This is a genomic window from Pseudomonas sp. SB113, assembly GCF_040754745.1.
Lineage (GTDB): Bacteria > Pseudomonadota > Gammaproteobacteria > Pseudomonadales > Pseudomonadaceae > Aquipseudomonas > Aquipseudomonas grimontii.
Map to the genome: position 1 here is coordinate 80,526 of NZ_JBFMHW010000003.1, position 23,483 is coordinate 104,008.

25 protein-coding genes are annotated in these 23,483 nt (G+C 60.4%); 17 read left to right on the forward strand and 8 right to left on the reverse strand.

The window, feature by feature from the left end; genetic code table 11:
• Positions 1-7: 7 nt before the first annotated feature.
• The 3 genes from AB1462_RS04985 to AB1462_RS04995 form a co-directional block, all read right to left on the reverse strand.
• Positions 8-766: a GntR family transcriptional regulator gene (locus tag AB1462_RS04985; protein WP_090400642.1), complete on the reverse strand. Its 759-nt coding sequence runs from the start codon at positions 764-766 to the stop codon at positions 8-10.
• A gap of 263 nt (positions 767-1,029) precedes the next feature.
• Positions 1,030-1,533 (reverse strand): murein L,D-transpeptidase family protein, encoded by a 504-nt coding sequence (locus tag AB1462_RS04990; RefSeq protein ID WP_367246290.1) that lies wholly within the window; start codon positions 1,531-1,533, stop codon positions 1,030-1,032.
• 37 nt (positions 1,534-1,570) lie between these two features.
• Positions 1,571-2,119, reverse strand: a complete 549-nt coding sequence (locus AB1462_RS04995; protein WP_090400641.1) for an NUDIX hydrolase — start codon at positions 2,117-2,119, stop codon at positions 1,571-1,573.
• A 146-nt stretch (positions 2,120-2,265) separates the two neighbouring features.
• Here AB1462_RS04995 and AB1462_RS05000 point away from each other — a divergent pair, with 146 nt between their 5' ends.
• The 5 genes from AB1462_RS05000 (at position 2,266) to purT (ending at position 5,672) form a co-directional block, all read left to right on the forward strand.
• Positions 2,266-2,868 carry a CoA pyrophosphatase gene (locus AB1462_RS05000; RefSeq protein WP_071489281.1) on the forward strand — a complete coding sequence of 201 codons (603 nt, stop codon included), beginning with the start codon at positions 2,266-2,268 and terminating at the stop codon, positions 2,866-2,868.
• 35 nt (positions 2,869-2,903) lie between these two features.
• Complete coding sequence (locus AB1462_RS05005; protein WP_090400640.1) at positions 2,904-3,428, forward strand: gamma carbonic anhydrase family protein; 525 nt, start codon at positions 2,904-2,906, stop codon at positions 3,426-3,428.
• A complete protein-coding gene (locus tag AB1462_RS05010) occupies positions 3,425-3,640 on the forward strand; it encodes a DUF1289 domain-containing protein (protein ID WP_315338543.1) in 216 nt (71 codons plus the stop codon). Before AB1462_RS05005 ends, AB1462_RS05010 begins: the two co-directional genes overlap by 4 nt.
• Positions 3,641-3,953: 313 nt before the next feature.
• On the forward strand, positions 3,954-4,421 hold the full coding sequence (locus tag AB1462_RS05015) for a VUT family protein (protein WP_027605452.1): 468 nt from the start codon (positions 3,954-3,956) through the stop codon (positions 4,419-4,421).
• A 69-nt stretch (positions 4,422-4,490) separates the two neighbouring features.
• Complete coding sequence (purT, locus tag AB1462_RS05020) at positions 4,491-5,672, forward strand: formate-dependent phosphoribosylglycinamide formyltransferase (RefSeq protein ID WP_090400638.1); 1,182 nt, start codon at positions 4,491-4,493, stop codon at positions 5,670-5,672.
• Positions 5,673-5,770: 98 nt separating this feature from the next.
• On the opposite strand, the gene AB1462_RS05025 is transcribed toward purT, so the two are convergent.
• From AB1462_RS05025 to AB1462_RS05035, 3 genes are all read right to left on the reverse strand, one after another.
• A complete protein-coding gene (locus AB1462_RS05025; RefSeq protein ID WP_090400637.1) occupies positions 5,771-7,081 on the reverse strand; it encodes an MFS transporter in 1,311 nt (436 codons plus the stop codon).
• Between the two features lie 200 nt (positions 7,082-7,281).
• Positions 7,282-8,520 (reverse strand): transporter associated domain-containing protein, encoded by a 1,239-nt coding sequence (locus AB1462_RS05030; RefSeq protein WP_090400636.1) that lies wholly within the window; start codon positions 8,518-8,520, stop codon positions 7,282-7,284.
• Between the two features lie 12 nt (positions 8,521-8,532).
• Entirely contained in the window at positions 8,533-9,336 is an 804-nt protein-coding gene (locus AB1462_RS05035; RefSeq protein WP_169898637.1) for an inner membrane protein YpjD, read from the reverse strand.
• Between the two features lie 243 nt (positions 9,337-9,579).
• On the opposite strand from AB1462_RS05035, the gene ffh reads away from it, so the two are divergent.
• From ffh to AB1462_RS05085, 10 genes are all read left to right on the forward strand, one after another.
• Positions 9,580-10,956, forward strand: a complete 1,377-nt coding sequence (ffh, locus tag AB1462_RS05040) for a signal recognition particle protein (protein WP_024077237.1) — start codon at positions 9,580-9,582, stop codon at positions 10,954-10,956.
• A 250-nt stretch (positions 10,957-11,206) separates the two neighbouring features.
• The gene (gene rpsP / locus AB1462_RS05045; RefSeq protein WP_003238923.1) at positions 11,207-11,458 is read left to right on the forward strand and encodes a 30S ribosomal protein S16; all 252 of its coding nucleotides are present in this window, start codon (positions 11,207-11,209) and stop codon (positions 11,456-11,458) included.
• A 5-nt stretch (positions 11,459-11,463) separates the two neighbouring features.
• Positions 11,464-12,000, forward strand: a complete 537-nt coding sequence (rimM, locus tag AB1462_RS05050; RefSeq protein WP_367246293.1) for a ribosome maturation factor RimM — start codon at positions 11,464-11,466, stop codon at positions 11,998-12,000.
• Positions 11,982-12,755: a tRNA (guanosine(37)-N1)-methyltransferase TrmD gene (gene trmD / locus AB1462_RS05055; RefSeq protein WP_184743990.1), complete on the forward strand. Its 774-nt coding sequence runs from the start codon at positions 11,982-11,984 to the stop codon at positions 12,753-12,755. The genes rimM and trmD overlap by 19 nt, the downstream gene beginning before the upstream one ends.
• Positions 12,756-12,800: 45 nt before the next feature.
• Positions 12,801-13,151 (forward strand): 50S ribosomal protein L19, encoded by a 351-nt coding sequence (gene rplS, locus AB1462_RS05060; RefSeq protein ID WP_003175895.1) that lies wholly within the window; start codon positions 12,801-12,803, stop codon positions 13,149-13,151.
• A 178-nt stretch (positions 13,152-13,329) separates the two neighbouring features.
• Entirely contained in the window at positions 13,330-14,226 is an 897-nt protein-coding gene (gene xerD / locus AB1462_RS05065; protein ID WP_367246295.1) for a site-specific tyrosine recombinase XerD, read from the forward strand.
• A gap of 142 nt (positions 14,227-14,368) precedes the next feature.
• Complete coding sequence (locus AB1462_RS05070) at positions 14,369-15,100, forward strand: thioredoxin fold domain-containing protein (RefSeq protein ID WP_367246296.1); 732 nt, start codon at positions 14,369-14,371, stop codon at positions 15,098-15,100.
• A gap of 129 nt (positions 15,101-15,229) precedes the next feature.
• Positions 15,230-16,534, forward strand: coding sequence for a homoserine dehydrogenase (locus AB1462_RS05075; RefSeq protein WP_074847565.1), 1,305 nt, complete (start codon positions 15,230-15,232; stop codon positions 16,532-16,534).
• A gap of 103 nt (positions 16,535-16,637) precedes the next feature.
• Positions 16,638-18,047 (forward strand): threonine synthase, encoded by a 1,410-nt coding sequence (thrC, locus tag AB1462_RS05080; RefSeq protein WP_027605462.1) that lies wholly within the window; start codon positions 16,638-16,640, stop codon positions 18,045-18,047.
• Positions 18,048-18,341: 294 nt separating this feature from the next.
• Positions 18,342-18,626: a DUF3509 domain-containing protein gene (locus tag AB1462_RS05085; RefSeq protein ID WP_090400632.1), complete on the forward strand. Its 285-nt coding sequence runs from the start codon at positions 18,342-18,344 to the stop codon at positions 18,624-18,626.
• Positions 18,627-18,796: 170 nt separating this feature from the next.
• On the opposite strand, the gene AB1462_RS05090 is transcribed toward AB1462_RS05085, so the two are convergent.
• Positions 18,797-19,681, reverse strand: a complete 885-nt coding sequence (locus tag AB1462_RS05090) for a TIGR02285 family protein (RefSeq protein ID WP_090400631.1) — start codon at positions 19,679-19,681, stop codon at positions 18,797-18,799.
• Positions 19,681-20,880 (reverse strand): CaiB/BaiF CoA-transferase family protein, encoded by a 1,200-nt coding sequence (locus AB1462_RS05095; RefSeq protein WP_259191464.1) that lies wholly within the window; start codon positions 20,878-20,880, stop codon positions 19,681-19,683. The genes AB1462_RS05090 and AB1462_RS05095 overlap by 1 nt, the downstream gene beginning before the upstream one ends.
• 148 nt (positions 20,881-21,028) lie before the next feature.
• Between AB1462_RS05095 and AB1462_RS05100 the strand changes: the two genes are divergently transcribed.
• On the forward strand, positions 21,029-21,571 hold the full coding sequence (locus tag AB1462_RS05100) for a YaeQ family protein (protein ID WP_090400629.1): 543 nt from the start codon (positions 21,029-21,031) through the stop codon (positions 21,569-21,571).
• A 161-nt stretch (positions 21,572-21,732) separates the two neighbouring features.
• The gene (gene recJ / locus AB1462_RS05105; RefSeq protein WP_259191462.1) at positions 21,733-23,442 is read left to right on the forward strand and encodes a single-stranded-DNA-specific exonuclease RecJ; all 1,710 of its coding nucleotides are present in this window, start codon (positions 21,733-21,735) and stop codon (positions 23,440-23,442) included.
• Positions 23,443-23,483: the final 41 nt, after the last annotated feature.

Sequence of the window (23,483 nt, forward strand, 5' to 3'; positions counted from 1 at the left end):
CAGTTCTCTAAGGCCGCAACTCGGCGGCAAAGTCATAACGGCGAAGCTCTGCGACAAAGTCGTAGTAGTCGTTGCGGCAGTAGGTGTCGGTGATTTCGATCGGCGTGTTATCGGCGGTGTAGCCGACACGGGTCATCAGCAGCATGGCGGTGCCGGGGGCGATGCCCACCAGTCTGGCGAACTCGTCCGAGGCGTTGATCGCCTGGATATGTTGCAAGGCGCGGACGATGGGTTTGCCGATGCCCTCCAGGTATTCGTACAACGAATTACCAATGGCTTGCGGCTGCGGCAGCACCGAGGCCGGCATGGCGGTCATCTCGATCGCCATCACCGTGTCGTCGGCCTTACGCAGGCGTTTGAGACGCGCGACCTTGTCGGTCGGTGACAGGCACAGGCGGATCAGTTCTTCATGGGTCGGCGGGGTGATTTCGCGCTCCAGCCATTGGGAGCTTGGCACAAAGCCCTTGAGGCGCAACATCTCGCTGAACCCCGACAAGCGCGATAGCGGCTGCTCCAGGCGTGGCGTGATAAACGTGCCGGAGCCCTGGCTGCGGCGGATCAGGCCTTGGGCGAACAATACTTCCAACGCTTTACGGGCGGTCACCCGCGAAATGCTCAACTGTTCGCTGAGGGCGCGTTCCGAGGGCAGGGCCTGTTCGGATTTCCACTGCCCGGCATGGATCGCCGCTTCCAGGTTGCGGGCCAATTGCAGGTACAGCGGCGTGGATTGTTTGTCGTCGGGACGCAGCGTCAGGATGGGGTTCATCTATGAAGTTTCCGATGCGGTTATTGGAGTGTTGTCGCCCGGTATTGGCCGGAAATTAATACCACTTAAATACCATGTCAATGCAGCTAAAACGGTGCAGGTACCGGTTTCAGGGCACCTTAATGGTGCTGGGTGTCAAGTGGTATTAGAGAGGTCTGTATCGAGCGCAGAGGTGCGCAGCCCGCGCGGTGAATTGGTATTCACCGGCAGGCGTTGGCGGGGGAGGGAAATATTTTTTAATTAAATTACGAACGGTCGAAGATTTACGGGCGGATCTCGATCAGCGTGCCGTCCTTGACCAGGTTCCAGACTTCGCGCATGTCGACGTTACGCATGCCGATGCAGCCGTCGGTCCAGTCCAGGGTGTGGAACCACTGCTCCGGGTACTCTTCGGTGTCGGGCGTGCCGTGGATCATGATCATGCTGCCGGGCCTCACGCCTTCGCGGCGGGCGCGGGCGGCGTCGCTGATATTGGGGTAGGAGATGTGCATGGACAGGTAGTAGCGGTCGCTGGTCTTGCGCCAGTCGATCCAGTACAGGCCTTCCGGGGTGCGGCGGTCGCCCTCGATCAGCTTGTGGCCCTTGGGGTTTTTGCCCAGGGAAATCCGGTAGGTCTTGAGGGGCTTGCCGTCGTTGATCAACTGCAATTGATGGGCGGACTTGAGCACCAGGACTTTTTCGACCGTCTTGCCGCCCAGGGTTTCCACGGTAGAGGCTGGCGACAGCGTGGCGAACGACAGGCAGATCAGAGCAAGCAACCAACGCATTAAAACGGTATCCCTGTGGCGACGAGCTGCCGAACGGTTATTGGGCGGGCTTTGAAAGAGGTGGCACGGCTTCGCTGCGCACCGGGAACGACTGCTGGCGGCGGTCAGCGAAAAAGTATTCTAGGGTACGCCCGACCGTACGGAAAGCCAGCTCGGACCAAGGGATGTCAGCCTCATCGAACAGCTGCACTTCAAGGCTTTCGGGGCCAGCGGCGAAGTCCAGGTCGACCAGTTCGGCACGGTAGAAGATATGCACCTGGCTGATGTGCGGCACATCGATCAGGGTGTAGATGCTCAGGTTGCATACGCGGGCACAGGCTTCTTCGAGGGTTTCGCGCAGGGCGGCCTGTTCCACGGTCTCGCCGTTTTCCATAAAGCCTGCGGGCAGGGTCCAGTAACCCAGGCGCGGCTCAATGGCGCGGCGGCACAGCAGCACCTTATCGCCCCACACCGGCACGGTACCGGCGACGATATTGGGGTTCTGGTAGTGAATGGTCGAACAGTGATCACACACAAACCGCAGGCGGGCGTCGCCTTCGGGAATGCGTTGGGTAACCGGTTTACCGCACTGGCTGCAGAAATTCATGCTGGGGTTCCTGGAAAGTGCGTCTATCTTGGCTTGGCCGGCAGGGCCCTGCAAGTTGTCGTTTAGCGACATGCCTCGGGTTTTGGGGTTGGGCACCCGGCGGCTTTGGTGCATGATGCAAGGTAGCCAACAGACCGAGATGACTCATGCTGGACGAGCTACTTCGCCGGGTAAGCAATCACACCCCCCACACGCTGGAAACCGACGGGCGTTTCCCCGAGGCCGCGGTGCTGGTGCCGATTACCCGCAGTGACGAACCTGAGCTGATCCTGACCCTGCGCGCCAGCGGCCTGTCGACCCATGGTGGCGAAGTGGCCTTTCCCGGCGGGCGTCGCGACCCCGAAGACCCGGACCTGATCTTTACCGCCCTGCGTGAAGCCGAAGAAGAAATCGGCCTGCCCCCCGGCCTGGTGGAAGTCATCGGCCCGCTGAGCCCGCTGATTTCCCTGCACGGCATCCGGGTCACGCCCTATGTGGGGGTAATCCCCGATTACGTCGAATACCTGGCCAACGATGCCGAGATTGCCGCCGTCTTCAGCGTGCCCCTGGATTTTTTCCGACAGGACCCGCGCGAACATACCCACCGAATCGATTACCAGGGCCGCAGTTGGTACGTGCCCAGCTATCGCTTCGGCGAATACAAGATCTGGGGCCTGACGGCAATCATGATCGTCGAGTTGATCAACCTGCTTTATGACGACGCCAAGATCAGCCTGCACCAGCCGCCCAAGAGCTTCATCAATACCTAAGCCGTCGCTTGAACGGCCAGCCGTGAGGGAAAACCATGAAATACCGCCTGGGCGACGCCCGCGTCGAGACGCATCCACACAGCTGGGTGGCGCCGAATGCCACGCTGGTGGGCAAGGTCAAGCTGGAGGAGGGCGCCAACGTCTGGTTCAACGCGGTGCTGCGCGGCGACAACGAGCTGATCCTGATCGGCAGGAACAGCAACGTGCAGGACGGCAGCGTGATGCACACCGACATGGGCTACCCACTCACCCTGGGCACCGGCGTGACCATCGGCCATAACGCCATGTTGCACGGCTGCACGGTCGACGATTACAGCCTGATCGGTATCAACGCGGTGATCCTCAACGGCGCGAAGATCGGCAAGCACTGCATCATCGGCGCCAATTCGTTGATCGGTGAAGGCAAGGAAATCCCCGATGGTTCCCTGGTGATGGGCTCGCCGGGCAAAGTGGTGCGTGAATTGACTGACGCACAGAAGCGCATGCTGGAAGCCAGCGCCGCACACTACGTGCATAACGCCCAGCGTTACGCACGGGATCTGGTTGAGCAGGAAGAATGAGTGCAGTTGAACGCCCCGTCGCCTCGCCGTGCGTGAGCATTTGCGCGCTGGATGATGACGATATTTGCACCGGCTGCCAGCGCACCGTGGATGAAATCACGCGCTGGAGCCGCATGGACAATTCCGAGCGCCGAGTGGTGTTGGGGTTGTGTCATGAGCGGGCGGTGGCGGGTGGGTTGGTGTTTATGGTTTCTGGTAAGACCGGCGCCTGATAGATCGCCATCGGGGGCTTGCCCCCGATGAGCATGAGTATCTACACAACTTCAATAGAATAGTGCGTAGCAGCTGTCGAGCCTTGGCGAGGCTGCGTCAGGCGCGCTGCCGATTCAGGCTCGAGGCGCGGCCGACGCAGCCTCGCTTGCGCTCGGCAGCTGCTACGGATTTGCGCGGTGTTGGATAAGACGGTATCTACGCAGAAGGCTCGCTCAAGTTGTGTAGATACCCATGCCCCGATGAGGCCCTCCCAGACGACATGTTTCCAAATGTGAAGTACCCTGTGCCCCTTGTTCACAGGTCCCTCGCCCCATGCTCTTCCTGATCGCCTACATCAGCAGCGTCGTGCTGATCAACTTCGCCTTCTCCACAGCCCCGCACCTGGATGTCATCTGGTCGGCCTGGGGTGGCCTGGTGTTTATCCTGCGTGACATGGTGCAAACCCGCTTCGGCCACGGTGCGATCATCGCCATGCTGGCGGCGCTGGCGTTGTCATATATCACCTCCGACCCGTCCATCGCCCTGGCCAGCGCCACGGCATTCGCGGTGTCGGAATGCATCGACTGGCTGGTGTTCAGCATCACCAAGCGCCCGCTCCACGACCGCCTGTGGATAAGTTCGGCGCTGAGCATTCCCCTCGACACGTTTATCTTTTTCGGCCTGATCGGCGCACTCACACCTGCCGTGGTGGGCACGGCCCTGGCGTCGAAATTCGCCGGGGTCACGGTGGTGTGGCTGATCATGGCCTGGCGTATCCGCAAGCGGGCCGTCGCCAACTGAGGCCAATTTTTACAGTTCATGTAAAATGCCGGCCTTTCTCCCCATGATCCGCTCCCCTGAGGACCTGAGATGACCCGAATCGGAACTCCATTGTCGCCAACCGCGACCCGCGTTTTGCTGTGTGGCTGCGGTGAGCTGGGCAAGGAAGTGGTGATCGAACTGCAACGCCTGGGCGTTGAAGTGATTGCCGTGGATCGCTACGCCAATGCGCCCGCCATGCAGGTTGCCCACCGCAGCCATGTGATCAACATGCTTGACGGTGCCGCCCTGCGTGCGGTGATCGAAGCGGAAAAACCGCACTTCATCGTGCCGGAAATCGAAGCCATTGCCACCGCCACCCTGGTGGAGCTGGAGGCCGAAGGTTTCACCGTGATCCCGACCGCCCGCGCCACGTCGCTGACCATGAACCGCGAAGGTATCCGTCGCCTGGCCGCTGAAGAGCTGGACCTGCCGACCTCGCCGTACCACTTCGCCGACACCTTCGAAGACTACAGCAAGGCCGTTCAGGACCTGGGCTTCCCGTGCGTGGTCAAGCCGGTGATGAGTTCGTCGGGCAAGGGCCAGAGCCTGCTGCGCAATGCTGACGATGTACAGAAAGCCTGGGACTACGCCCAGGAAGGCGGGCGTGCCGGTAAAGGCCGGGTGATCATCGAGGGCTTTATCGATTTTGACTATGAAATCACCCTGCTGACTGTGCGTCACATCGGCGGCACCACCTTCTGTGCGCCGGTCGGCCATCGTCAGGAGAAGGGCGACTACCAGGAATCCTGGCAGCCGCAAGCCATGAGCCCGATTGCCCTGGCTGAGTCCGAGCGCGTGGCCAAGGCGGTGACCGAGGCGTTGGGCGGTCGTGGCCTGTTTGGCGTGGAGCTGTTCATCAAGGGTGATCAGGTGTGGTTCAGCGAAGTGTCGCCGCGCCCCCATGACACCGGTCTGGTGACCCTGATTTCCCAGGACCTGTCGCAGTTTGCCCTGCATGCGCGCGCCATCCTGGGCCTGCCAATCCCGTTGATCCGTCAGTTCGGGCCTTCGGCTTCGGCGGTGATTCTGGTGGAGGGGCAGTCGACCCAGACCGCATTCGCCAACCTCGGCGCCGCCTTGAGCGAGCCGGACACGGCGTTGCGTCTGTTTGGCAAGCCGCAAGTGAATGGCCAGCGCCGCATGGGCGTGGCATTGGCGCGGGATGAGTCGATTGAAGCGGCTCGGGCCAAGGCGACCCGTGCTTCCCAAGCGGTCGTGGTAGAGCTCTAAAAGCATCGGGGCGATACGACGGTCCGACAAGCCCCCTCCCACACTTTGAAGTGTGAACCTTCAAATGTGGGAGGGGGCTTGCCCCCGATAACTGTTTATCAGGCAACCTTGTTCAAATCATTATCCCGCGTCTCTTTCAGGCACAGCACAGCAATCAAGCTGAGTAACGCTGCCGCCGACACATACCCGCCGACATAACTCAGCCCACCCATTGCCACCAGCTTGGTTGCGAAGAACGGTGCGGCCGAAGCGCCCACAATCCCACCCAGGTTATACGCCGCCGATGCCCCGGTATAACGCACGCGAGTCGGAAACAGTTCCGGCAGCATTGCGCCCATCGGCGCGAAGGTCACGCCCATCAGGAACAGCTCCAGGGCCAAAAACAGCGCTACGGCCCAGGTCGAGCCGTGGGTCAGCAGGGGCTCCATGGTGAAGCCCGACAGAATCGCCAGGACCGCGCCGACGATCAGCACCGGCTTGCGCCCGTAGCGATCACTGGCCAAGGCCGCCAGCGGCGTGGCCAGGCCCATGAACAGCACTGCAAAGCACAGCAATCCGAGGAACGTCTCGCGGCTGTAGCCCAGCGTCGAAACGCCGTAGCTCAGGGAAAAGGCCGTCGTGATGTAGAACAGTGCGTAACACACCACCATCGACATGGCGCCCAGCAGTACCGGCAACCAATGCTGGCTGAACAGTTCCACCAGCGGCACTTTCACCGGGGCTTCTTTCGCCACGGCATTGGCGAACACTGGGGTTTCATGCAGCTTCAAGCGCGCATACAGGCCGACCATCACCAATGCTGCGCTGAGGATGAACGGGATACGCCAGCCCCAACTACGGAACTGCTCGTCATTCAGGCTCATGGCCAGGATCAGGAACAAACCGTTGGCCGCCAGGAATCCGATCGACGGGCCCAGTTGCGGGAACATGCCGAACCAGGCGCGCTTGCCCTTGGGCGCGTTCTCGGTGGCCAGCAATGCCGCGCCACCCCACTCGCCGCCAAGGCCCAGGCCCTGGCCGAAACGCAGCACGCACAACAGGATAGGCGCCCAGGCACCGATGCTGTCATAACCGGGAAGCAAGCCGATCAGCGTGGTGCACACGCCCATCAACAGCAGCGAGGCCACCAGGGTCGACTTACGGCCGATGCGGTCGCCGAAGTGGCCGAACAGCGCCGAGCCCAACGGACGGGCGATAAAGGCGATGCCGAAGGTCAGGAACGACGCCAGCATCTGCGCGGTACCGGAGGTCTGCGGAAAGAACACCGGCCCGATCACCAGCGCGGCAGCCGTGGCGTAGATATAGAAGTCGTAGAACTCGATGGCGGTGCCGACGATGCTTGCGGTGGCGACACGTGCGGTCGAGTTGGTCGGGGCGGCGGTCGCAGCCTCGTTATAGGTGGTGCTCATGGAGGTATCCCTGACGGTCGTTGCGCGTTTGGACGCGGATTATTATTGGTCGAACACCCATGGATCAGGGTTGTATGCGGTCGGGCGAAGCTTGGGTAAGCCGCAGGGATTATAGGAAGGGGTCTGGAATTACAACAAGAGCCGACACGCCGCAAATCAAAATGTGGGAGGGGGGCTTGGAACTGTTTACCGTCAGGCAGTTACGCGGCGACGGGTATCCGGCTGGTATGCCAGATCAATACCTTGCTCACCCGGTTGTCCTCGGTCTCGAGGATTTCCAGGCGGTAGCGGCCGATCTTCAGGCACACCGCGCAATCCGGAATGGTTTCCAGGGCTTCGGTGACCAGGCCGTTGAGGGTCTTGGGGCCGTCGCTGGGCAGGTGCCAGCCCAGGCTCTTGTTCAACTCGCGGATCGAAGCGGCGCCGTCGATGATATAGCGGCCATCCGGCTGCGCTTCAATATGCGGGTTGTCCGCACTTTGCTCGTTTTCGAATTCGCCGACGATTTCTTCGAGAATATCTTCCAGGGTGACGATACCCAGTACTTCGCCGTATTCATCCACCACCATGCCCAGGCGGCGCTGCTGCTTGTGGAAGTTCAGCAGTTGCAGTTGCAGGGGTGTGCTTTCCGGAACGAAATAGGGTTCGTAGGAGGCCTCGAGCAAGGCGTCCTTGGTCAGGCTGGCGTCCGGCAGCAGGTGCTGGATCAGCCGGGTATTCAGTACGGCTTCGACTTGGTTGATGTCACTGTGGAACACCGGCAGGCGAGTGCGCGGGGAGGTGCGCAGCTGCTCGATGATCTCTTCGATCGAGTCATCCAGGTTGATACCGTCCACTTCGCTGCGGGGCACCAGGATGTCATTGACGGTGATGTTGTCCAGGGCGTGGATGCCCGGCATGCCTGGGCTGCGGTCTTTGTCGGCCTCGGGCTCCGGTTCATCGTCGTGGTCGGGCTGTGGCTCGTCGCTGTTTTTCACCACGCCGGCCTTTCGGGCAAACGGGCGCAGCAGCAACAGGCTGATGCCATTGAGCAGCCAGGCGGCGGGATAGAGGATTTTCAATGGCACGCCCAGCAGCGTGTTGCCAAAACCCAGCACCGCTTGCGGATGGCGGGTTGCCAGGGCCCGGGGCAGGTAGTCGGCCAGGATCAGCAGAACGGCGCAGGAGATCAGCCAACCAAGCCATGGGCCGTTTTGTGCCCAGGCATAAATTGCCAGCAGGGTGCAGAGGATCACCACGGCCGCGCGGCACAGGCTGTTGCACAGGATCAGGCTGTGGCGCGGGAAGCTCAGGCGGGCGGCGGCTTTGTCGCCCTGGCGTGTACCGGGGCGCAGTGCCAGCAGGTGTTGTTGTGCGGCTTCGATGGCGGTAAACAGCGCCGCCCATAACACCAGCAAGGCGATTACCGCGAGCATCGGCCCCAGGGGCAAGTTGTCCATTTTTGCTGCCCGTCAGATATGCAGGATGTATTCGCGAACCAGCTTGCTGCCGAAATAGGCCAGCATCAGCAGGCAGAAACCGGCCAGGGTCCAGCGGATCGCCTTGTGCCCGCGCCAGCCGAGGCGGTTGCGGCCCCACAGCAATACGCTGAACACCACCCAGGCCAGGCACGCCAGCAGGGTCTTGTGCACCAGGTGCTGGGCAAACAGGTTTTCGACGAACAGCCAACCGGAAATCAGCGACAGCGACAGCAGCGTCCAACCTGCCCACAGGAAACCGAACAGCAGGCTTTCCATGGTTTGCAGCGGCGGGAAGTTCTTGATCAGCCCGGAAGGGTGCTTGTGCTTGAGCTGGTGGTCCTGCAACAGCAGGAGCAAGGCCTGGAACACCGCGATGGTGAACATGCCGTAGGCCAGGATCGACAGCAGGATATGGGCGAGGATGCCTGGCTCCTCATCGATCACCTGCACCGTACCGGTGGGGGCGAACTGCGCGAGCAGCACCGTCAGCACGCCCAACGGGAAGAGCAGGACCAGCAGGTTCTCGACGGGAATCCGATAACAGGCCATCAGCGTCAGCGCAATGACCGCCGCCGCGATCAGGCTGGCGGCGCTGAAGAAGTCCAGGCCCAGGCCAACCGGCGTCATCAGGTGAGTGAACAGGCTCGCTGCATGGGCCAGCAGGGCGAGGACGCCAAGGCCGACCAACAGGCGTTTGTCCGCCTTGGCGCCTTGGGCCAGACGAGAGCCCTGATAGAGGGTCGCAGCGGCATACAAGATGGCGGCGGCGAGGCTGGGTAGCAAACTGGGTGACAAGGGGACCATAAATCCTGATAGACAAGCCCGAAAGGCGCTGAGTTTGGCATACACCTGCGTTCCACGAAAGACTCCAGGGCCAGACAGCGGGTGTGCATGGGCGCAGTCTTCGCTATAATCCGCGACCTGCCCACGCCGCAGGCTTGCCGAGCGCTGTTTTTAATAGCGATTTACCACAGCCTGGGCCGCCATTACCTCGGTCTACCAATGCATTTCGATGAATAGGGCCTGAAAGGATCGCGCATGTTTGAAAACTTGACTGACCGTCTCTCGCAGACGCTGCGCCACGTAACCGGCAAGGCCAAGCTGACCGAGGACAATATTAAAGACACCCTGCGCGAAGTGCGCATGGCGTTGCTGGAAGCCGACGTCGCCTTGCCTGTGGTCAAGGACTTCGTCAACTCGGTCAAGGAGCGCGCGGTCGGCACTGAAGTGTCCCGCAGCCTGACCCCGGGCCAGGCCTTTGTGAAGATCGTCCAGGCCGAACTCGAAAGCCTGATGGGCGCGGCCAACGAAGACCTGAACCTCAGCGCCGTGCCACCGGCCGTCGTGTTGATGGCCGGCCTGCAAGGTGCGGGTAAGACCACCACCGCCGGCAAGCTGGCGCGCTTCCTTAAAGAGCGCAAGAAGAAGTCCGTGATGGTGGTGTCGGCCGACGTGTACCGTCCGGCGGCCATCAAGCAGCTCGAAATGCTCGCGGGCGAAGTGGGCGTGACCTTCTTCCCGTCCGACCTGAGCCAGAAGCCGGTCGACATCGCCAACGCAGCTATTAAAGAAGCCCGGCTGAAGTTCATCGACGTGGTTATCGTCGACACCGCCGGTCGCCTGCACATCGATGAAGAGATGATGGGTGAGATCAAGGCGCTGCATGCCGCGATCAACCCGGTCGAGACGTTGTTCGTGGTCGACGCCATGACCGGCCAGGATGCGGCCAATACCGCCAAGGCCTTCGGCGACGCACTGCCGCTGACCGGGGTGATCCTCACCAAGGTCGACGGCGACGCCCGTGGCGGTGCCGCGCTGTCGGTGCGTGCCATCACCGGCAAGCCGATCAAGTTCATCGGTATGGGCGAGAAGAGCGACGCGCTCGAACCGTTCCACCCTGAACGTATCGCCTCGCGTATCCTCGGCATGGGTGACGTGCTCAGCCTGATCGAACAGGCCGAAGCCACCCTCGACAAGGACAAGGCCGATAAACTGGCCAAGAAGCTGAAGAAGGGCAAGGGCTTCGACCTCGAAGACTTCCGCGACCAGTTGCAACAAATGAAGAACATGGGCGGCCTCGGCGGCCTGATGGACAAGCTGCCGAACATCGGCGGTGTGAACCTGGCGCAAATGGGCAATGCTCAGGGCGCGGCAGAGAAGCAGTTCAAGCAGATGGAAGCCATCATTAACTCCATGACCCCGGCCGAGCGCCGCGACCCTGAGCTGATCAGTGGTTCGCGCAAGCGTCGGATCGCCATGGGTTCCGGCACCCAGGTGCAGGACATCGGTCGCTTGATCAAGCAGCACAAGCAGATGCAGAAGATGATGAAGAAATTCTCCGCCAAGGGCGGAATGGCCAAGATGATGCGCGGCATGGGCGGTATGTTGCCCGGCGGCGGCATGCCGAAAATGTAAAGAATTCGAGCGGGGGTTCACTCCTGCTCCGACCCACAGGGATGTGGGATCTCCAGCAAACCCGCCGTTGGCGGGGGCTGACCTGCCGTTTTAACCGACGGCTCTATAGCAGATCTGAATGGCACGCTGATAGGCGCCAGAAAAAGACATTTGCAAAAGTCCGGATATTCCTTAGAATATGCGGCCTTTCGGGCACCTATGCCCGCTGTGCATTTAGATTTGCAGCACCGACTACAGGAACGATGTTCACATGCTAACAATCCGTCTTGCCCTTGGCGGCTCCAAAAAGCGCCCGTTTTACCACTTGACCGTAACTGACAGCCGCAACCCACGTGACGGCTCTCACAAGGAACAAGTAGGTTTCTTCAACCCGATCGCTCGTGGTCAAGAAGTCCGCCTGTCCGTGAACCAAGAGCGCGTAGCCTACTGGCTGAGCGTTGGTGCACAACCGTCTGAGCGTGTTGCCAAGTTGTTGAAGGACTCGGCTAAGGCCGCAGCCTGAGCAATATGACCGCGACGCCAGCTGTTGCTGATGATTTGATCGTTATCGGCAAGATTTATTCTGTTCATGGCGTTCGCGGCGAAGTGAAGGTGTATTCCTTTACTGATCCGACTGAAAACCTGTTGCAGTACAAAACCTGGACGCTCAAGCGCGAAGGTAGTGTGAAACAGGTCGAGCTGGTCAGTGGACGCGGGAGCGATAAGTTCCTGGTCGCAAAGCTCAAGGGTCTTGATGACCGTGAAGAAGCTCGTCTTCTGGCTGGTTATGAGATCTGCGTGCCGCGCAACCTGTTCCCTGAATTGACCGATGGCGAGTACTACTGGTACCAGCTGGAAGGTCTGAAGGTTATTGATCAACTCGGGCAATTGTTCGGGAAAATCGATCATCTTCTGGAAACCGGCGCCAATGATGTAATGGTGGTCAAGCCTTGCGCTGGCAGCCTGGATGATCGCGAACGCCTGTTGCCCTATACCGAGCAATGCGTGTTGGCTGTCGACCTGGCAGCGGGCGAGATGAAGGTGGAATGGGACGCGGACTTCTAAGCGTGGCTAATTTGCGCATTGAAGTGATCAGTTTGTTTCCCGAGATGTTTTCCGCCATCAGCGAGTACGGCATCACCAGTCGGGCGGTGAAACAGGGGCTGTTGCAGCTTACCTGTTGGAACCCGCGAGACTACACGACGGATCGACATCACACTGTGGACGATCGCCCATTTGGCGGTGGCCCGGGCATGGTGATGAAGATCAAGCCCCTGGAAGACGCGTTGGCTCAGGCCAAGGTTGCTGCCGGGGAGAAGGCGAAGGTAATTTACCTGTCCCCTCAAGGCCGCCAGCTGAAACAGGCTGGGGTCCGCGAACTGGCGAATGAGGAAGCACTGATCCTGATTGCCGGTCGCTATGAAGGCATTGACGAGCGTTTTATTGATGCTCATGTCGATGAAGAGTGGTCGATTGGGGACTATGTCCTGTCTGGCGGCGAGCTGCCGGCGATGGTCCTGATAGATGCGGTTACACGACTGCTGCCTGGAGCTTTAGGGCATGCGGACTCCGCGGAGGAAGATTCCTTCACGGATGGTTTGCTGGATTGCCCGCACTACACCCGACCGGAGGTGTATGCGGATCAGCGTGTTCCCGACGTATTGCTAAGTGGCAATCACGCACACATCCGGCGTTGGCGTTTACAGCAGTCCCTTGGTCGGACCTATGAACGACGCGCCGATCTTCTGGAAAGCCGCTCGCTTTCTGGAGAAGAGAAGAAGCTGCTCGAGGAATACATCCTCGCGCGGGACGATAGTTAACAACGTATCGATGGTAGGTCCATTGACTTACCTTAGGAGCACAGCATGACTAACAAAATCATCCTTGCACTCGAAGCAGAGCAGATGACCAAAGAGATCCCTACCTTTGCCCCAGGCGACACCATTGTCGTCCAGGTGAAAGTGAAGGAAGGCGACCGTTCGCGTCTGCAAGCGTTCGAAGGCGTGGTAATCGCCAAGCGTAACCGTGGTGTGAACAGTGCTTTCACTGTTCGTAAAATCTCCAACGGTGTTGGCGTAGAGCGTACTTTCCAGACCTACAGCCCGCAAATCGACAGCATGGCCGTTAAGCGTCGCGGTGACGTACGTAAAGCCAAGCTGTACTACCTGCGTGACCTGTCCGGTAAAGCAGCTCGCATCAAGGAAAAACTGGCTTAAGTCCAGCTTCCCGATGCAGAAAAAAGCAGCCTACGGGCTGCTTTTTTGTGCCCGCGATTTGAGCTGCCCTTGGCGGAAAATGCGGCCTGCTGCGACGGTTCATACCTTCAAGCGTGTGTACATGGCTGGGCTGCGATAGGATCTACCCGATACCCGCACTTTCCTTACCTGAGCCCCCATGCCCGCCATTGACCACCCCCTGATCGACCGCTTCCTCGATGCCCTTTGGCTGGAAAAAGGCCTGTCAGACAACACCCGCCAGGCCTACCGCAGCGACCTGGCGCTGTTCAACGGTTGGTTGCAGGAGAAACACCTGGAACTGATCAATGCCGGCCGCGAGCTGATCCTCGATCACCTGGCCTGGCGTCTGGAGCAGAACTACAAACCCCGTTCCACTGCACGGTTTCTCTCCGGTGTGCGTGGTTTTTATCGCTATTTGTTGAGGGAAAAACTGATCGCCCTCGATCCAACCCTGCAAATCGATATGCCGCAACTGGGTAGGCCTTTACCCAAATCCCTGTCGGAAGCCGACGTCGATGCCTTGCTTGCTGCGCCCGACCTCAGCGAAGCCATCGGCCAGCGTGACCGCGCCATGCTGGAAGTTTTGTATGCCTGCGGCCTGCGGGTCACGGAGCTGATCAGCCTGACACTCGAGCAAGTCAATCTGCGCCAGGGGGTGCTGCGGGTAATGGGCAAGGGCAGCAAGGAGCGGCTGGTGCCAATGGGCGAGGAAGCAATTGTGTGGGTCGAGCGCTATATGCGCGATGCCCGTAGCGAGCTGCTTGGCGGGCGGCCAAGCGATGTGCTGTTTCCCAGTCAGCGTGGCGAGCAGATGACCCGCCAGACGTTCTGGCATCGCATCAAGCACCAGGCCAAGGTGGCGGGGATCGGCAAGAGCCTGTCACCCCACACCTTGCGCCATGCATTCGCCACTCATTTGCTCAACCACGGTGCGGATTTGCGCGTCGTGCAAATGCTGCTCGGGCACAGCGACTTATCCACCACTCAGATCTACACCCACGTGGCGCGTGCGCGATTGCAGGATATGCACGCCAAGCACCACCCGCGAGGCTGAAAACCGCCAATTTATTCCGCCACGGGCTGCCCTGCGGCCCAACTGTGGTAGGCTTTGCCGGTTAGCAAAGGGGACGGCCCGCACCCGTGTTTCCGTATCGGCGTACCTGCCCCCGTCCCTGCATCTGCCTTCAGGAGTTTCCATGCGCTTGACCCAGATTATTGCCGCCGCAGCCATTGCGTTGGTTTCCACCTTTGCCGTTGCCGATGATGCTGCCGAGCAGACCATCCGCAAGAGCCTGGCCAACCTGCAGCTCGACACCCCGATCGAAAGCATCGGCGCCAGCCCGATGGCCGGCCTGTATGAAGTCAAGCTCAAGGGCAGCCGCGTGCTGTACGCCAGTGCGGACGGTCAGTACATCGTCCAGGGCTACCTGTTCCAGCTCAAGGACGGCAAGCCGGTCAACCTGACCGAGAAAGCCGAGCGCCTGGGCGTATCCAAGCTGATCAACGGCATCCCGGTGGCTGAAACCGTGGTTTACCCGGCCATCGGCGAGACCAAGACCCATATCACCGTGTTTACCGACACCACCTGCCCGTACTGCCATAAGTTGCACGCCGAAGTGCCTGCGCTGAACAAGCTGGGTGTGGAAGTACGCTACGTAGCGTTCCCGCGCCAGGGCCTGGGTTCGCCGGGCGACGAGCAGCTGCAAGCCGTATGGTGCTCGGCCGACAAGAAAGCGGCCATGGACAAGATGGTCGATGGCAAGGAAATCAAGGCCGCCAAGTGCGCCAACCCGGTGTCGAAGCAGTTTGCCCTGGGCCAGTCCATCGGCGTCAACGGTACACCGGCCATCGTTTTGGCTGACGGCCAGGTGATTCCGGGCTACCAGCCAGCACCACAAGTTGCCAAACTGGCGCTGAGTGCCAAATAAACCAGCATCGTCGAACCTTTGACGATCATGGCCCGTGGATAAGTCGACGGGCCATTAATTGAAAGCCGCAGTTGTGCGGCTGTTTTCCACGGCCGACCTAGCGTCGGCCGTTTCATGGGGAGTTCTTCAGTGAAACCGGTCAAAGTAGGCATCTGTGGGTTAGGGACCGTCGGTGGCGGTACCTTCAACGTACTTCAGCGTAATGCTGAAGAAATTTCCCGCCGTGCAGGGCGTGGGATTGAAGTGGCGCAAATTGCCACGCGTTCGCCAAAGCCTCAGTTCCAAACGACCGGTATTGCGATTACCAACGATGTCTTCGCCGTGGCCACCAACCCTGAAATCGATATTGTCATCGAACTGGTAGGCGGTTACACCGTGGCTCGCGAGCTGGTGCTCAAGGCTATCGAGAACGGCAAGCACGTGGTCACCGCCAACAAGGCGCTGATCGCCGTACACGGCAACGAGATCTTCGCCAAGGCCCGCGAGAAGGGCGTGATCGTCGCGTTCGAAGCCGCGGTTGCCGGTGGCATCCCGGTGATCAAGGCGATCCGTGAAGGCCTGTCCGCCAACCGCATCAACTGGGTGGCCGGCATCATCAACGGCACCGGTAACTTCATCCTCACCGAAATGCGCGAGAAGGGCCGTACCTTCGAAGACGTGCTGGCCGAAGCCCAGGCCCTGGGTTACGCCGAAGCCGACCCGACATTCGACGTGGAAGGCATCGACGCGGCGCACAAGCTGACCATCCTGGCGTCCATCGCCTTTGGTATCCCGCTGCAATTCGACAAGGCCTACACCGAAGGCATCACCAAGCTGACCACGGCCGACGTGAACTACGCCGAAGCCTTGGGCTACCGCATCAAGCACCTCGGTGTCGCGCGTAGCACCCCGGCGGGTATCGAGTTGCGTGTGCACCCGACGCTGATCCCGGCCGACCGCCTGATCGCCAACGTCAATGGCGTGATGAACGCCGTGATGGTCAACGGTGACGCGGCCGGCTCCACCCTGTTCTACGGCGCCGGTGCCGGCATGGAGCCGACCGCGTCGTCGGTGATCGCCGACCTGGTGGACGTGGTTCGCGCCATGACCAGCGACCCGGAAAACCGCGTGCCGCACCTGGCCTTCCAGCCGGATTCGCTGTCGGCCCACCCGATCCTGCCGATCGAGGCATGCGAAAGCGCCTACTACCTGCGCATCCAGGCCAAGGATCACCCGGGCGTATTGGCCCAGGTGGCCAGCATCCTGTCGGAGCGCGGTATCAACATCGAGTCGATCATGCAGAAAGAAGTCGAGGAACAGAACGGCCAGGTGCCGATGATCCTGCTGACCCACCGCGTGCTTGAGCAGCATATCAACGATGCCATCCAGTCACTGGAAGCTCTCCAGGGTGTGGTTGGGCCGGTAGTACGGATTCGCGTCGAACATTTGAATTAATTCAGCTGCAAGCGCCAAGTTGCAAGCTTCAAGTAGAAGCAGATCTGCTCTAACTTGAAGCTTGTCACTTGAAGCTTGAAGCCCAAACCGAAGGTTTGCCCCTATGCGCTACATCAGCACCCGCGGCCAGGCACCGGCCCTGAATTTCGAAGACGTTTTGCTGGCAGGCCTTGCCACTGACGGCGGCCTGTACGTGCCGGAAAACCTGCCACGTTTTACCCAGGAAGAAATCGCTTCGTGGGCCGGCCTGCCGTATCACGAGTTGGCGTTCCGGGTGATGCGCCCGTTCGTCACCGGCAGCATCCCCGATGCGGATTTCAAAAAGATTCTGGAAGAGACGTATGGCGTGTTTTCCCACAGCGCCATCGCCCCTCTGCGCCAGCTCAACGGCAACGAATGGGTGCTTGAGCTGTTCCATGGCCCGACCCTGGCGTTCAAGGACTTTGCCCTGCAACTGCTGGGTCGCCTGCTGGACTACGTGCTGGAGAAGCGCGGCGAGCGCGTGGTGATCATCGGTGCCACCTCGGGTGATACCGGTTCGGCCGCCATCGAAGGCTGCAAGCACTGCGAAAACGTCGACATCTTCATCCTGCACCCGCACAAGCGTGTGTCGGAAGTGCAGCGTCGCCAGATGACCACCATCTTCGGCGAGAACATCCATAACATCGCCATCGAAGGCAACTTCGATGACTGCCAGGAAATGGTCAAGAACAGCTTCGCCGACCAGGGCTTCCTCAAAGGCACACGCCTGGTGGCGGTGAACTCGATCAACTGGGCGCGGATCATGGCCCAGATCGTCTACTACTTCCACGCCTCGCTGCAGTTGGGTGGCCCGGCGCGCTCGGTGTCGTTCTCGGTGCCGACCGGCAATTTCGGCGACATCTTCGCCGGCTACCTGGCCCGTAACATGGGCCTGCCGATCAACCAGTTGATCGTCGCCACCAACCGCAACGACATCCTGCACCGCTTCATGAGCGGCAACCAGTACGTCAAGGAAACCCTGCACGCCACCCTGTCGCCGTCCATGGACATCATGGTGTCGTCGAACTTCGAACGCCTGCTGTTCGACATGCACGGTCGCAACGGCGCAGCCATTGCCGGCTTGATGGACACCTTCAAGAGCGGCGGCGGTTTCAGCGTTGATGAAGAGCGCTGGACCGAAACCCGCAAGCTGTTCGACTCCCTGGCCGTGGACGACGCGCAGACCTGCGAAACCATCGCCGAGGTCTACGCCCAGACCGGCGAGTTGCTCGACCCGCACACCGCCATTGGGGTCAAGGCCGCCCGCGAATGCCGTCGCAGCCTGGATATCCCGATGGTGATCCTCGGCACCGCCCATCCGGTCAAATTCCCGGAAGCGGTGGAGAAGGCTGGTGTCGGCAAGGCGCTGGAACTGCCGGTGCATCTGACCGACCTGTTCGAGCGTGAAGAGCGTTGCACGGTGCTGCCGAATGACTTGAAGGCGATGCAGGCGTTTGTCAGCCAGCATGGCAACCGTGGTAAGCCTTTGTAAGGCAAGTCACGAAGACAAAAACGCCGCTTTCCCTTCCTTGGGTCAGCGGCGTTTTTTGTTTCTGGCAGGCCCGGCCTCAGCGCCTGGCAAACCCCAAGAACAGCAGCCCATTGCATAAGCATTTATGTGCCGCCGTTTTTTGCCTGTCATGTTGCAAGTGCATGCTGGAGACGTCATCCCCCGACAACCCCACATAAACGAAAAAGCGAACTTTCCTACGTCACAACCAGTCACTTAGGATAGATGCAGCTCCCGTTTACAAGAATGTTTGCGAACTATTGAGTGGTGATCGAGATGGAAAGTATCAGCCTATTGCTCGAAGAAGCACTGAGCCCGTATCAGGTGACGTTGACCACTGCCGGTGTGCAGGGCGAGTGCCTGGTAACCGTGAAGAACCCCGCCGGCGCGATCATGGTCGAGCGTGAAGTCGACCGGGCGCAATTGCTCGATAAGCGCGTATTGGTGGATGTGGTGGATTGCCTGCTGCGCGACCTCAAGATCGCTGAAGGACGCCTGGAGCCCTCGGTCATCGCAGCCTTGCGCAACGCGGCCCAGACTCGCAGCGCTGCCGTTGCATGAAGAATTGTTTATAGGTGGAAACTTCCTAGGTCATGGCCGGTCAGATTTCGTAACAGCAAGAGCAAACATTGTGCTCCGGTGTTTGTGCCTTGTTGTACTGGTCTCTGTAGGCCACGTTTAACCCCGAAGTGTCTCCCCACTCTTCGGGGTTTCTTTTTGCCTGCGATTTGTCACGGCTCTGGCGAGTCCTGGAAAAAGCTCGGGTTGTCTCGCAGGTAATGTTCACGCATGACAGGGTCCAGCCAGGCGGCATAGGACTGCTGTACTTGTTCCAGCGCAATGCTGAGCAGAACCTGGTTGATCTGTTCCATGACCTCGCGCCCCTGAGGCGTATCCGAACAGCCGATATGCGTGCGTTGGTAAGGCGCCGTGCCCTTGATGGGGTAGAAGCTGAGGTCGTCGGCAGCGATCCCCTGTTGCATCGCGTGGTAGCGGATTTCCGGCCAATAACCCAGCACCGCCTCCAGCCGGCCCAGGCGCTGCATCTGCAGCAAGCTGCCAAGGGCATCGTTGCCGTAGTGCAGTGCCAGTTTGTGCGGGTCGGCCAGTTTCAGCCGCTCATCGATAACGGGGCCGTAGCTGCGCTCCGCGATCGCGCCAACCCTTGCCTTATCGGCGTCGAAGAAAGCCTGCAGGTCAAACTGGCTGTCCACGATAAACGGCGCCAGGGCGTCCTGCTGGCTGCGTCGGATCGTGATGCCATTGCTGGCGACCACAAACGCCTGGCTGGAAAATACGATGTACCTGGCCCGCTCGGCCGTCCACAGCAACGATGGATCGCAGGTGAGCGTTGGCTCGCGAAGCATCTGCATGCCGCGCGCGCGATTGACGTGCAGTATCTGGTGGCGATAGTCGGGCAAGTGCTCGATCAATATCGGCAGCAATTGGTCCAGCGCACCCTGGCCTTTGCGCGGCCCTTCGAAAATGGTCAGCGGCGGCAAGTCGCGCAACAACCAGATCAACGTATCCCCGGCATTCGCCGACACGGGCCAGCCGCCAGCCATCATGACGGCCAGGTACAGCGCAATGAGCCAGTGTTTGCAACGATGGGGCATCAGATTGCGCCTTTCTCACGCAAGCGGACAATGGCAGCGGCGTCGTATCCCAGCTCGCCCAACACCACGCCGTTGTGTTCACCCAGTTGCGGTCCCACCCATTCGCAACTGCCCGGTGTGTCCGACAGCTTGGGCACGATGCCCGGCATCTTGAAGTCCTTGCCGCCGGGAAGCTGTGCCTTGAGGAACATCTCGCGCGCAAGGAATTGCGGGTCGCCCAGCATGTCTTCGGCGCTGTAGATACGGCTGGCGGGCACCTCAGCCTTGTTGAGTTGTTCCACCACCTGCTCCAGCGGCAGCGAGTTCACCCAGCGATCAATCACGCCATAGAGTTCATCGCGACGGCTATCGCGCCCGTCATTGCTGGCCAGTTGTGGGTCGTTCGCCAGGTCGTCACGGCCGATGGCGCTCATGAACCGTTTGAAGATGGCATCACCGTTGGCGCCAATCTGTACGTGCTTGCCGTCCGCACTGGTGTGGATCGACGACGGCGTAATGCCGGGCATGATGTTGCCGGTGCGTTCGCGAATAAACCCGAACACGTCGAACTCGGGGATCATGCTTTCCATCATGGCGAAGATGGCTTCATACAGCGCCACATCCACCACCTGGCCGACGCCACCGTTGACCTCGCGATGACGCAGCGCCATCAACGCACCGATTACCGCCCACAGCGCGGCGATGGAGTCGCCAATGGAGATCCCGGTGCGCACCGGCGGGCGGTCCTCGAAACCGGTGATATAGCGCAGCCCGCCCATGGACTCGCCCACTGCGCCAAACCCCGGCTGGTCTTTCATCGGCCCGGTCTGGCCAAAACCCGAGAGGCGCACCATCACCAGTTTCGGGTTCAGCGCGTGCAGGGTTTCCCAGCTCAGGCCAAGTTTCTCCAGTACACCGGGGCGAAAGTTCTCGATCAGGATGTCGGCGTCGGCCAGCAACTGCTTGAGAATCGCCAGGCCGTCCGGGTGCTTGAGGTTCAACGTCAGCGACTTTTTGTTGCGCGCCTGCACAAACCACCACAGCGAGGTGCCTTCATACAGCTTGCGCCATTTGCGCAGCGGGTCGCCGCCATCCGGGGATTCGACCTTGATCACCTCGGCGCCGAACTCAGCGCAGATGCGTGAGGCAAACGGGCCGGCGATCAGGGTGCCGAGTTCGATGACTTTCAGGCCGGCAAGCGGTTTGGCATTAAACGACATGGGGATCCTTTCGGGCGCGGAACGGGTGTGTGATGCCTTTTAACATAGGCGAGTGGCGCAGGGATAAGGATGATGCAGCGCAGGATTCGGTGAATGACCTCGCCATCGGTTAGACTGGCCGCCTTTCCCTGTCTCTAGAAGCCCGTTCATGGCCCAGCCGTCCACGACCTACAAATTCGAACTCAACCTCACCGACCTCGACCGTTCGGTGTACGAGAGCGTCAAGCAGACCATCGCTCGCCACCCCTCGGAAACCGAAGAGCGCATGACCGTGCGTCTGTTGGCCTACGCCCTTTTTTACAACGAACAGTTGGCGTTCGGTCGTGGTCTGTCAGATGTAGACGAGCCAGCCCTGTGGGAAAAAAGCCTGGACGATCGGGTTTTGCATTGGATCGAAGTCGGCCAGCCGGATGCCGACCGACTGACCTGGTGCTCGCGCCGCACTGAGCGCACCAGCCTGCTGGCATACGGCAGCTTGCGCGTTTGGGAAGGCAAGGTGGTGCCGGTGGCGAACAACCTGAAGAATGTGCACATCGCGGCGGTGCCCCAGGAGATTCTGGAGGTTCTGGCCAAGGACATGCCCCGCGTGATCAAGTGGGACGTGATGATCAGTGAAGGCACGGTCTTCGTCACCGACGACCGTGGCCAGCACGAAGTGCAATTGCAGTGGCTGGTTGGCGAACGCGGTTGAATTGGAGCTGCAAGCCTCAAGCCTCAAGCTACAAGCTACAAGCTACAAGCTACAAGCTACAAGCTACAAGCTACAAGCTTCAAGCTACAAGCTACAAGCTTGAAGCTTGAAGCTTGAAGCTTGCAGCTAATATCCCCCTACAGAGAACTCCCCAACGTCCCATGCGTATCGATCCCCGCCCGTTGCCCGCCGTCTTGCCCTTCCTGGGTGAATTGCCACCGCTATTGACCCGTCTCTACGCCGCTCGTGGCGTGCAGTCCGAGGCCGAGCTGGACAAGAGCCTGGCGCGGTTGATTCCCTATCAGCAGCTCAAGGGCATCGACGCGGCGGTGGACTTGCTGGTGACGGCATTGGAGCAGCGCCAGCGCATCCTCATCGTCGGTGACTTCGACGCCGATGGTGCCACCGCCAGCACCGTAGGTACCCTGGGCCTGCGTTTGCTCGGTGCGGCCCATGTCGATTACCTGGTGCCCAACCGCTTCGAATATGGCTATGGGCTGACCCCGGAAATCGTCGCTGTGGCCCTGCAGCGCGAGCCGCAGTTGCTGATCACCGTGGACAATGGCATCTCCAGTGTCGAAGGCGTGGCGGCGGCGAAAGCGGCGGGGTTGCAGGTATTGGTGACCGATCACCACTTGCCTGGGGATGAGCTGCCGGCGGCGGATGCCATCGTCAACCCGAACCAGCCGGGCTGTGAGTTCCCAAGCAAGGCGCTGGCCGGCGTGGGGGTGATCTTCTATGTGCTGATGGCCCTGCGCGCGCGCCTGCGCAGTTTGGGCTGGTACGAGAATACGCCTCAACCGAATATCGGCGAGCTGCTCGACCTGGTTGCACTGGGCAGCGTCGCCGACGTGGTGCCCCTGGACGCCAATAACCGCATCCTCGTGCATCAGGGCTTGGAGCGTATTCGCGCCGGTCGCGCGCGGCCGGGGATCAAGGCGATCCTCGAAGTGGCCAAGCGCGATGCGGCGCGTATAACCTCCACCGATCTCGGCTTTATCCTCGGGCCACGCTTGAACGCCGCTGGGCGCCTGGATGATATGAGCCTGGGCATCGAATGCCTGCTCACCACGGATTTTGCCGCGGCACGGGAAATGGCTGCGCAATTGGACGGCATGAACCAGGACCGAAAATCCATCGAACAAGGCATGCAGCGCGAGGCCCTGGCCCAGCTCAAGGACTTGCCGGTGGAGTCGATGCCCTATGGCTTGTGCCTGTTCGATCCGGACTGGCACCAGGGTGTGATCGGCATTCTTGCCTCGCGCATGAAGGAGCGGTACTTTCGCCCGACCATCGCCTTCGCCGATGCCGGTGATGGGCTGCTGAAGGGCTCTGGACGCTCCGTGCAAGGCTTTCACATCCGCGATGCCCTGGCGGTGGTCGCGAGCCAGCATCCCAACCTGATCGCCAAATACGGCGGCCACGCCATGGCGGCGGGGTTGACCTTGCCGGAGGAGAATTTCCCACTGTTTGCCGAAGCTTTTGATGCCGAAGTGCGTCGGCAACTGCGTGAAGAAGACCTCACCGGGCGCCTGCTGTCAGACGGCACCCTGGCGGTGGAAGAGTTTCACCTGGAACTGGCGCGCGCATTGCGGCATGCCGGGCCGTGGGGTCAGCACTTTCCCGAGCCGCTGTTCCATGGTGTGTTTCAGCTGGTGGAACAGCGGGTGGTAGGGGAGCGGCACTTGAAAGTGGTGCTCAAGAGCGAATGCGGGTCGGTGAAGCTCGATGGCATTGCCTTCGGCGTCGACCGGGAAGTCTGGCCGAACCCGACCGTGCGTTGGGTGGAGTTGGCCTACAAGCTGGATGTGAACGAGTTTCGTGGCAATGAAACCGTGCAATTGATGATCGCGCATATCGAACCGCGTTAAATCTCACTGACACCACAAACAACTATGGGAGGGGGCTTGCC

Bases quoted from the DNA above. Each gene is read 5' to 3' on its own strand.
- AB1462_RS04985 (WP_090400642.1), bottom strand. From the start codon at position 766: ATGAACCCCATCCTGACGCTGCGTCCCGACGACAAACAATCCACGCCG.
- AB1462_RS04990 (WP_367246290.1), bottom strand. From the start codon at position 1,533: ATGCGTTGGTTGCTTGCTCTGATCTGCCTGTCGTTCGCCACGCTGTCG.
- AB1462_RS04995 (WP_090400641.1), bottom strand. From the start codon at position 2,119: ATGAATTTCTGCAGCCAGTGCGGTAAACCGGTTACCCAACGCATTCCC.
- AB1462_RS05000 (WP_071489281.1), top strand. From the start codon at position 2,266: ATGCTGGACGAGCTACTTCGCCGGGTAAGCAATCACACCCCCCACACG.
- AB1462_RS05005 (WP_090400640.1), top strand. From the start codon at position 2,904: ATGAAATACCGCCTGGGCGACGCCCGCGTCGAGACGCATCCACACAGC.
- AB1462_RS05010 (WP_315338543.1), top strand. From the start codon at position 3,425: ATGAGTGCAGTTGAACGCCCCGTCGCCTCGCCGTGCGTGAGCATTTGC.
- AB1462_RS05015 (WP_027605452.1), top strand. From the start codon at position 3,954: ATGCTCTTCCTGATCGCCTACATCAGCAGCGTCGTGCTGATCAACTTC.
- purT (WP_090400638.1), top strand. From the start codon at position 4,491: ATGACCCGAATCGGAACTCCATTGTCGCCAACCGCGACCCGCGTTTTG.
- AB1462_RS05025 (WP_090400637.1), bottom strand. From the start codon at position 7,081: ATGAGCACCACCTATAACGAGGCTGCGACCGCCGCCCCGACCAACTCG.
- AB1462_RS05030 (WP_090400636.1), bottom strand. From the start codon at position 8,520: ATGGACAACTTGCCCCTGGGGCCGATGCTCGCGGTAATCGCCTTGCTG.
- ffh (WP_024077237.1), top strand. From the start codon at position 9,580: ATGTTTGAAAACTTGACTGACCGTCTCTCGCAGACGCTGCGCCACGTA.
- rpsP (WP_003238923.1), top strand. From the start codon at position 11,207: ATGCTAACAATCCGTCTTGCCCTTGGCGGCTCCAAAAAGCGCCCGTTT.
- rimM (WP_367246293.1), top strand. From the start codon at position 11,464: ATGACCGCGACGCCAGCTGTTGCTGATGATTTGATCGTTATCGGCAAG.
- trmD (WP_184743990.1), top strand. From the start codon at position 11,982: ATGGGACGCGGACTTCTAAGCGTGGCTAATTTGCGCATTGAAGTGATC.
- rplS (WP_003175895.1), top strand. From the start codon at position 12,801: ATGACTAACAAAATCATCCTTGCACTCGAAGCAGAGCAGATGACCAAA.
- xerD (WP_367246295.1), top strand. From the start codon at position 13,330: ATGCCCGCCATTGACCACCCCCTGATCGACCGCTTCCTCGATGCCCTT.
- AB1462_RS05070 (WP_367246296.1), top strand. From the start codon at position 14,369: ATGCGCTTGACCCAGATTATTGCCGCCGCAGCCATTGCGTTGGTTTCC.
- thrC (WP_027605462.1), top strand. From the start codon at position 16,638: ATGCGCTACATCAGCACCCGCGGCCAGGCACCGGCCCTGAATTTCGAA.
- AB1462_RS05085 (WP_090400632.1), top strand. From the start codon at position 18,342: ATGGAAAGTATCAGCCTATTGCTCGAAGAAGCACTGAGCCCGTATCAG.
- AB1462_RS05090 (WP_090400631.1), bottom strand. From the start codon at position 19,681: ATGCCCCATCGTTGCAAACACTGGCTCATTGCGCTGTACCTGGCCGTC.
- AB1462_RS05095 (WP_259191464.1), bottom strand. From the start codon at position 20,880: ATGTCGTTTAATGCCAAACCGCTTGCCGGCCTGAAAGTCATCGAACTC.
- AB1462_RS05100 (WP_090400629.1), top strand. From the start codon at position 21,029: ATGGCCCAGCCGTCCACGACCTACAAATTCGAACTCAACCTCACCGAC.
- recJ (WP_259191462.1), top strand. From the start codon at position 21,733: ATGCGTATCGATCCCCGCCCGTTGCCCGCCGTCTTGCCCTTCCTGGGT.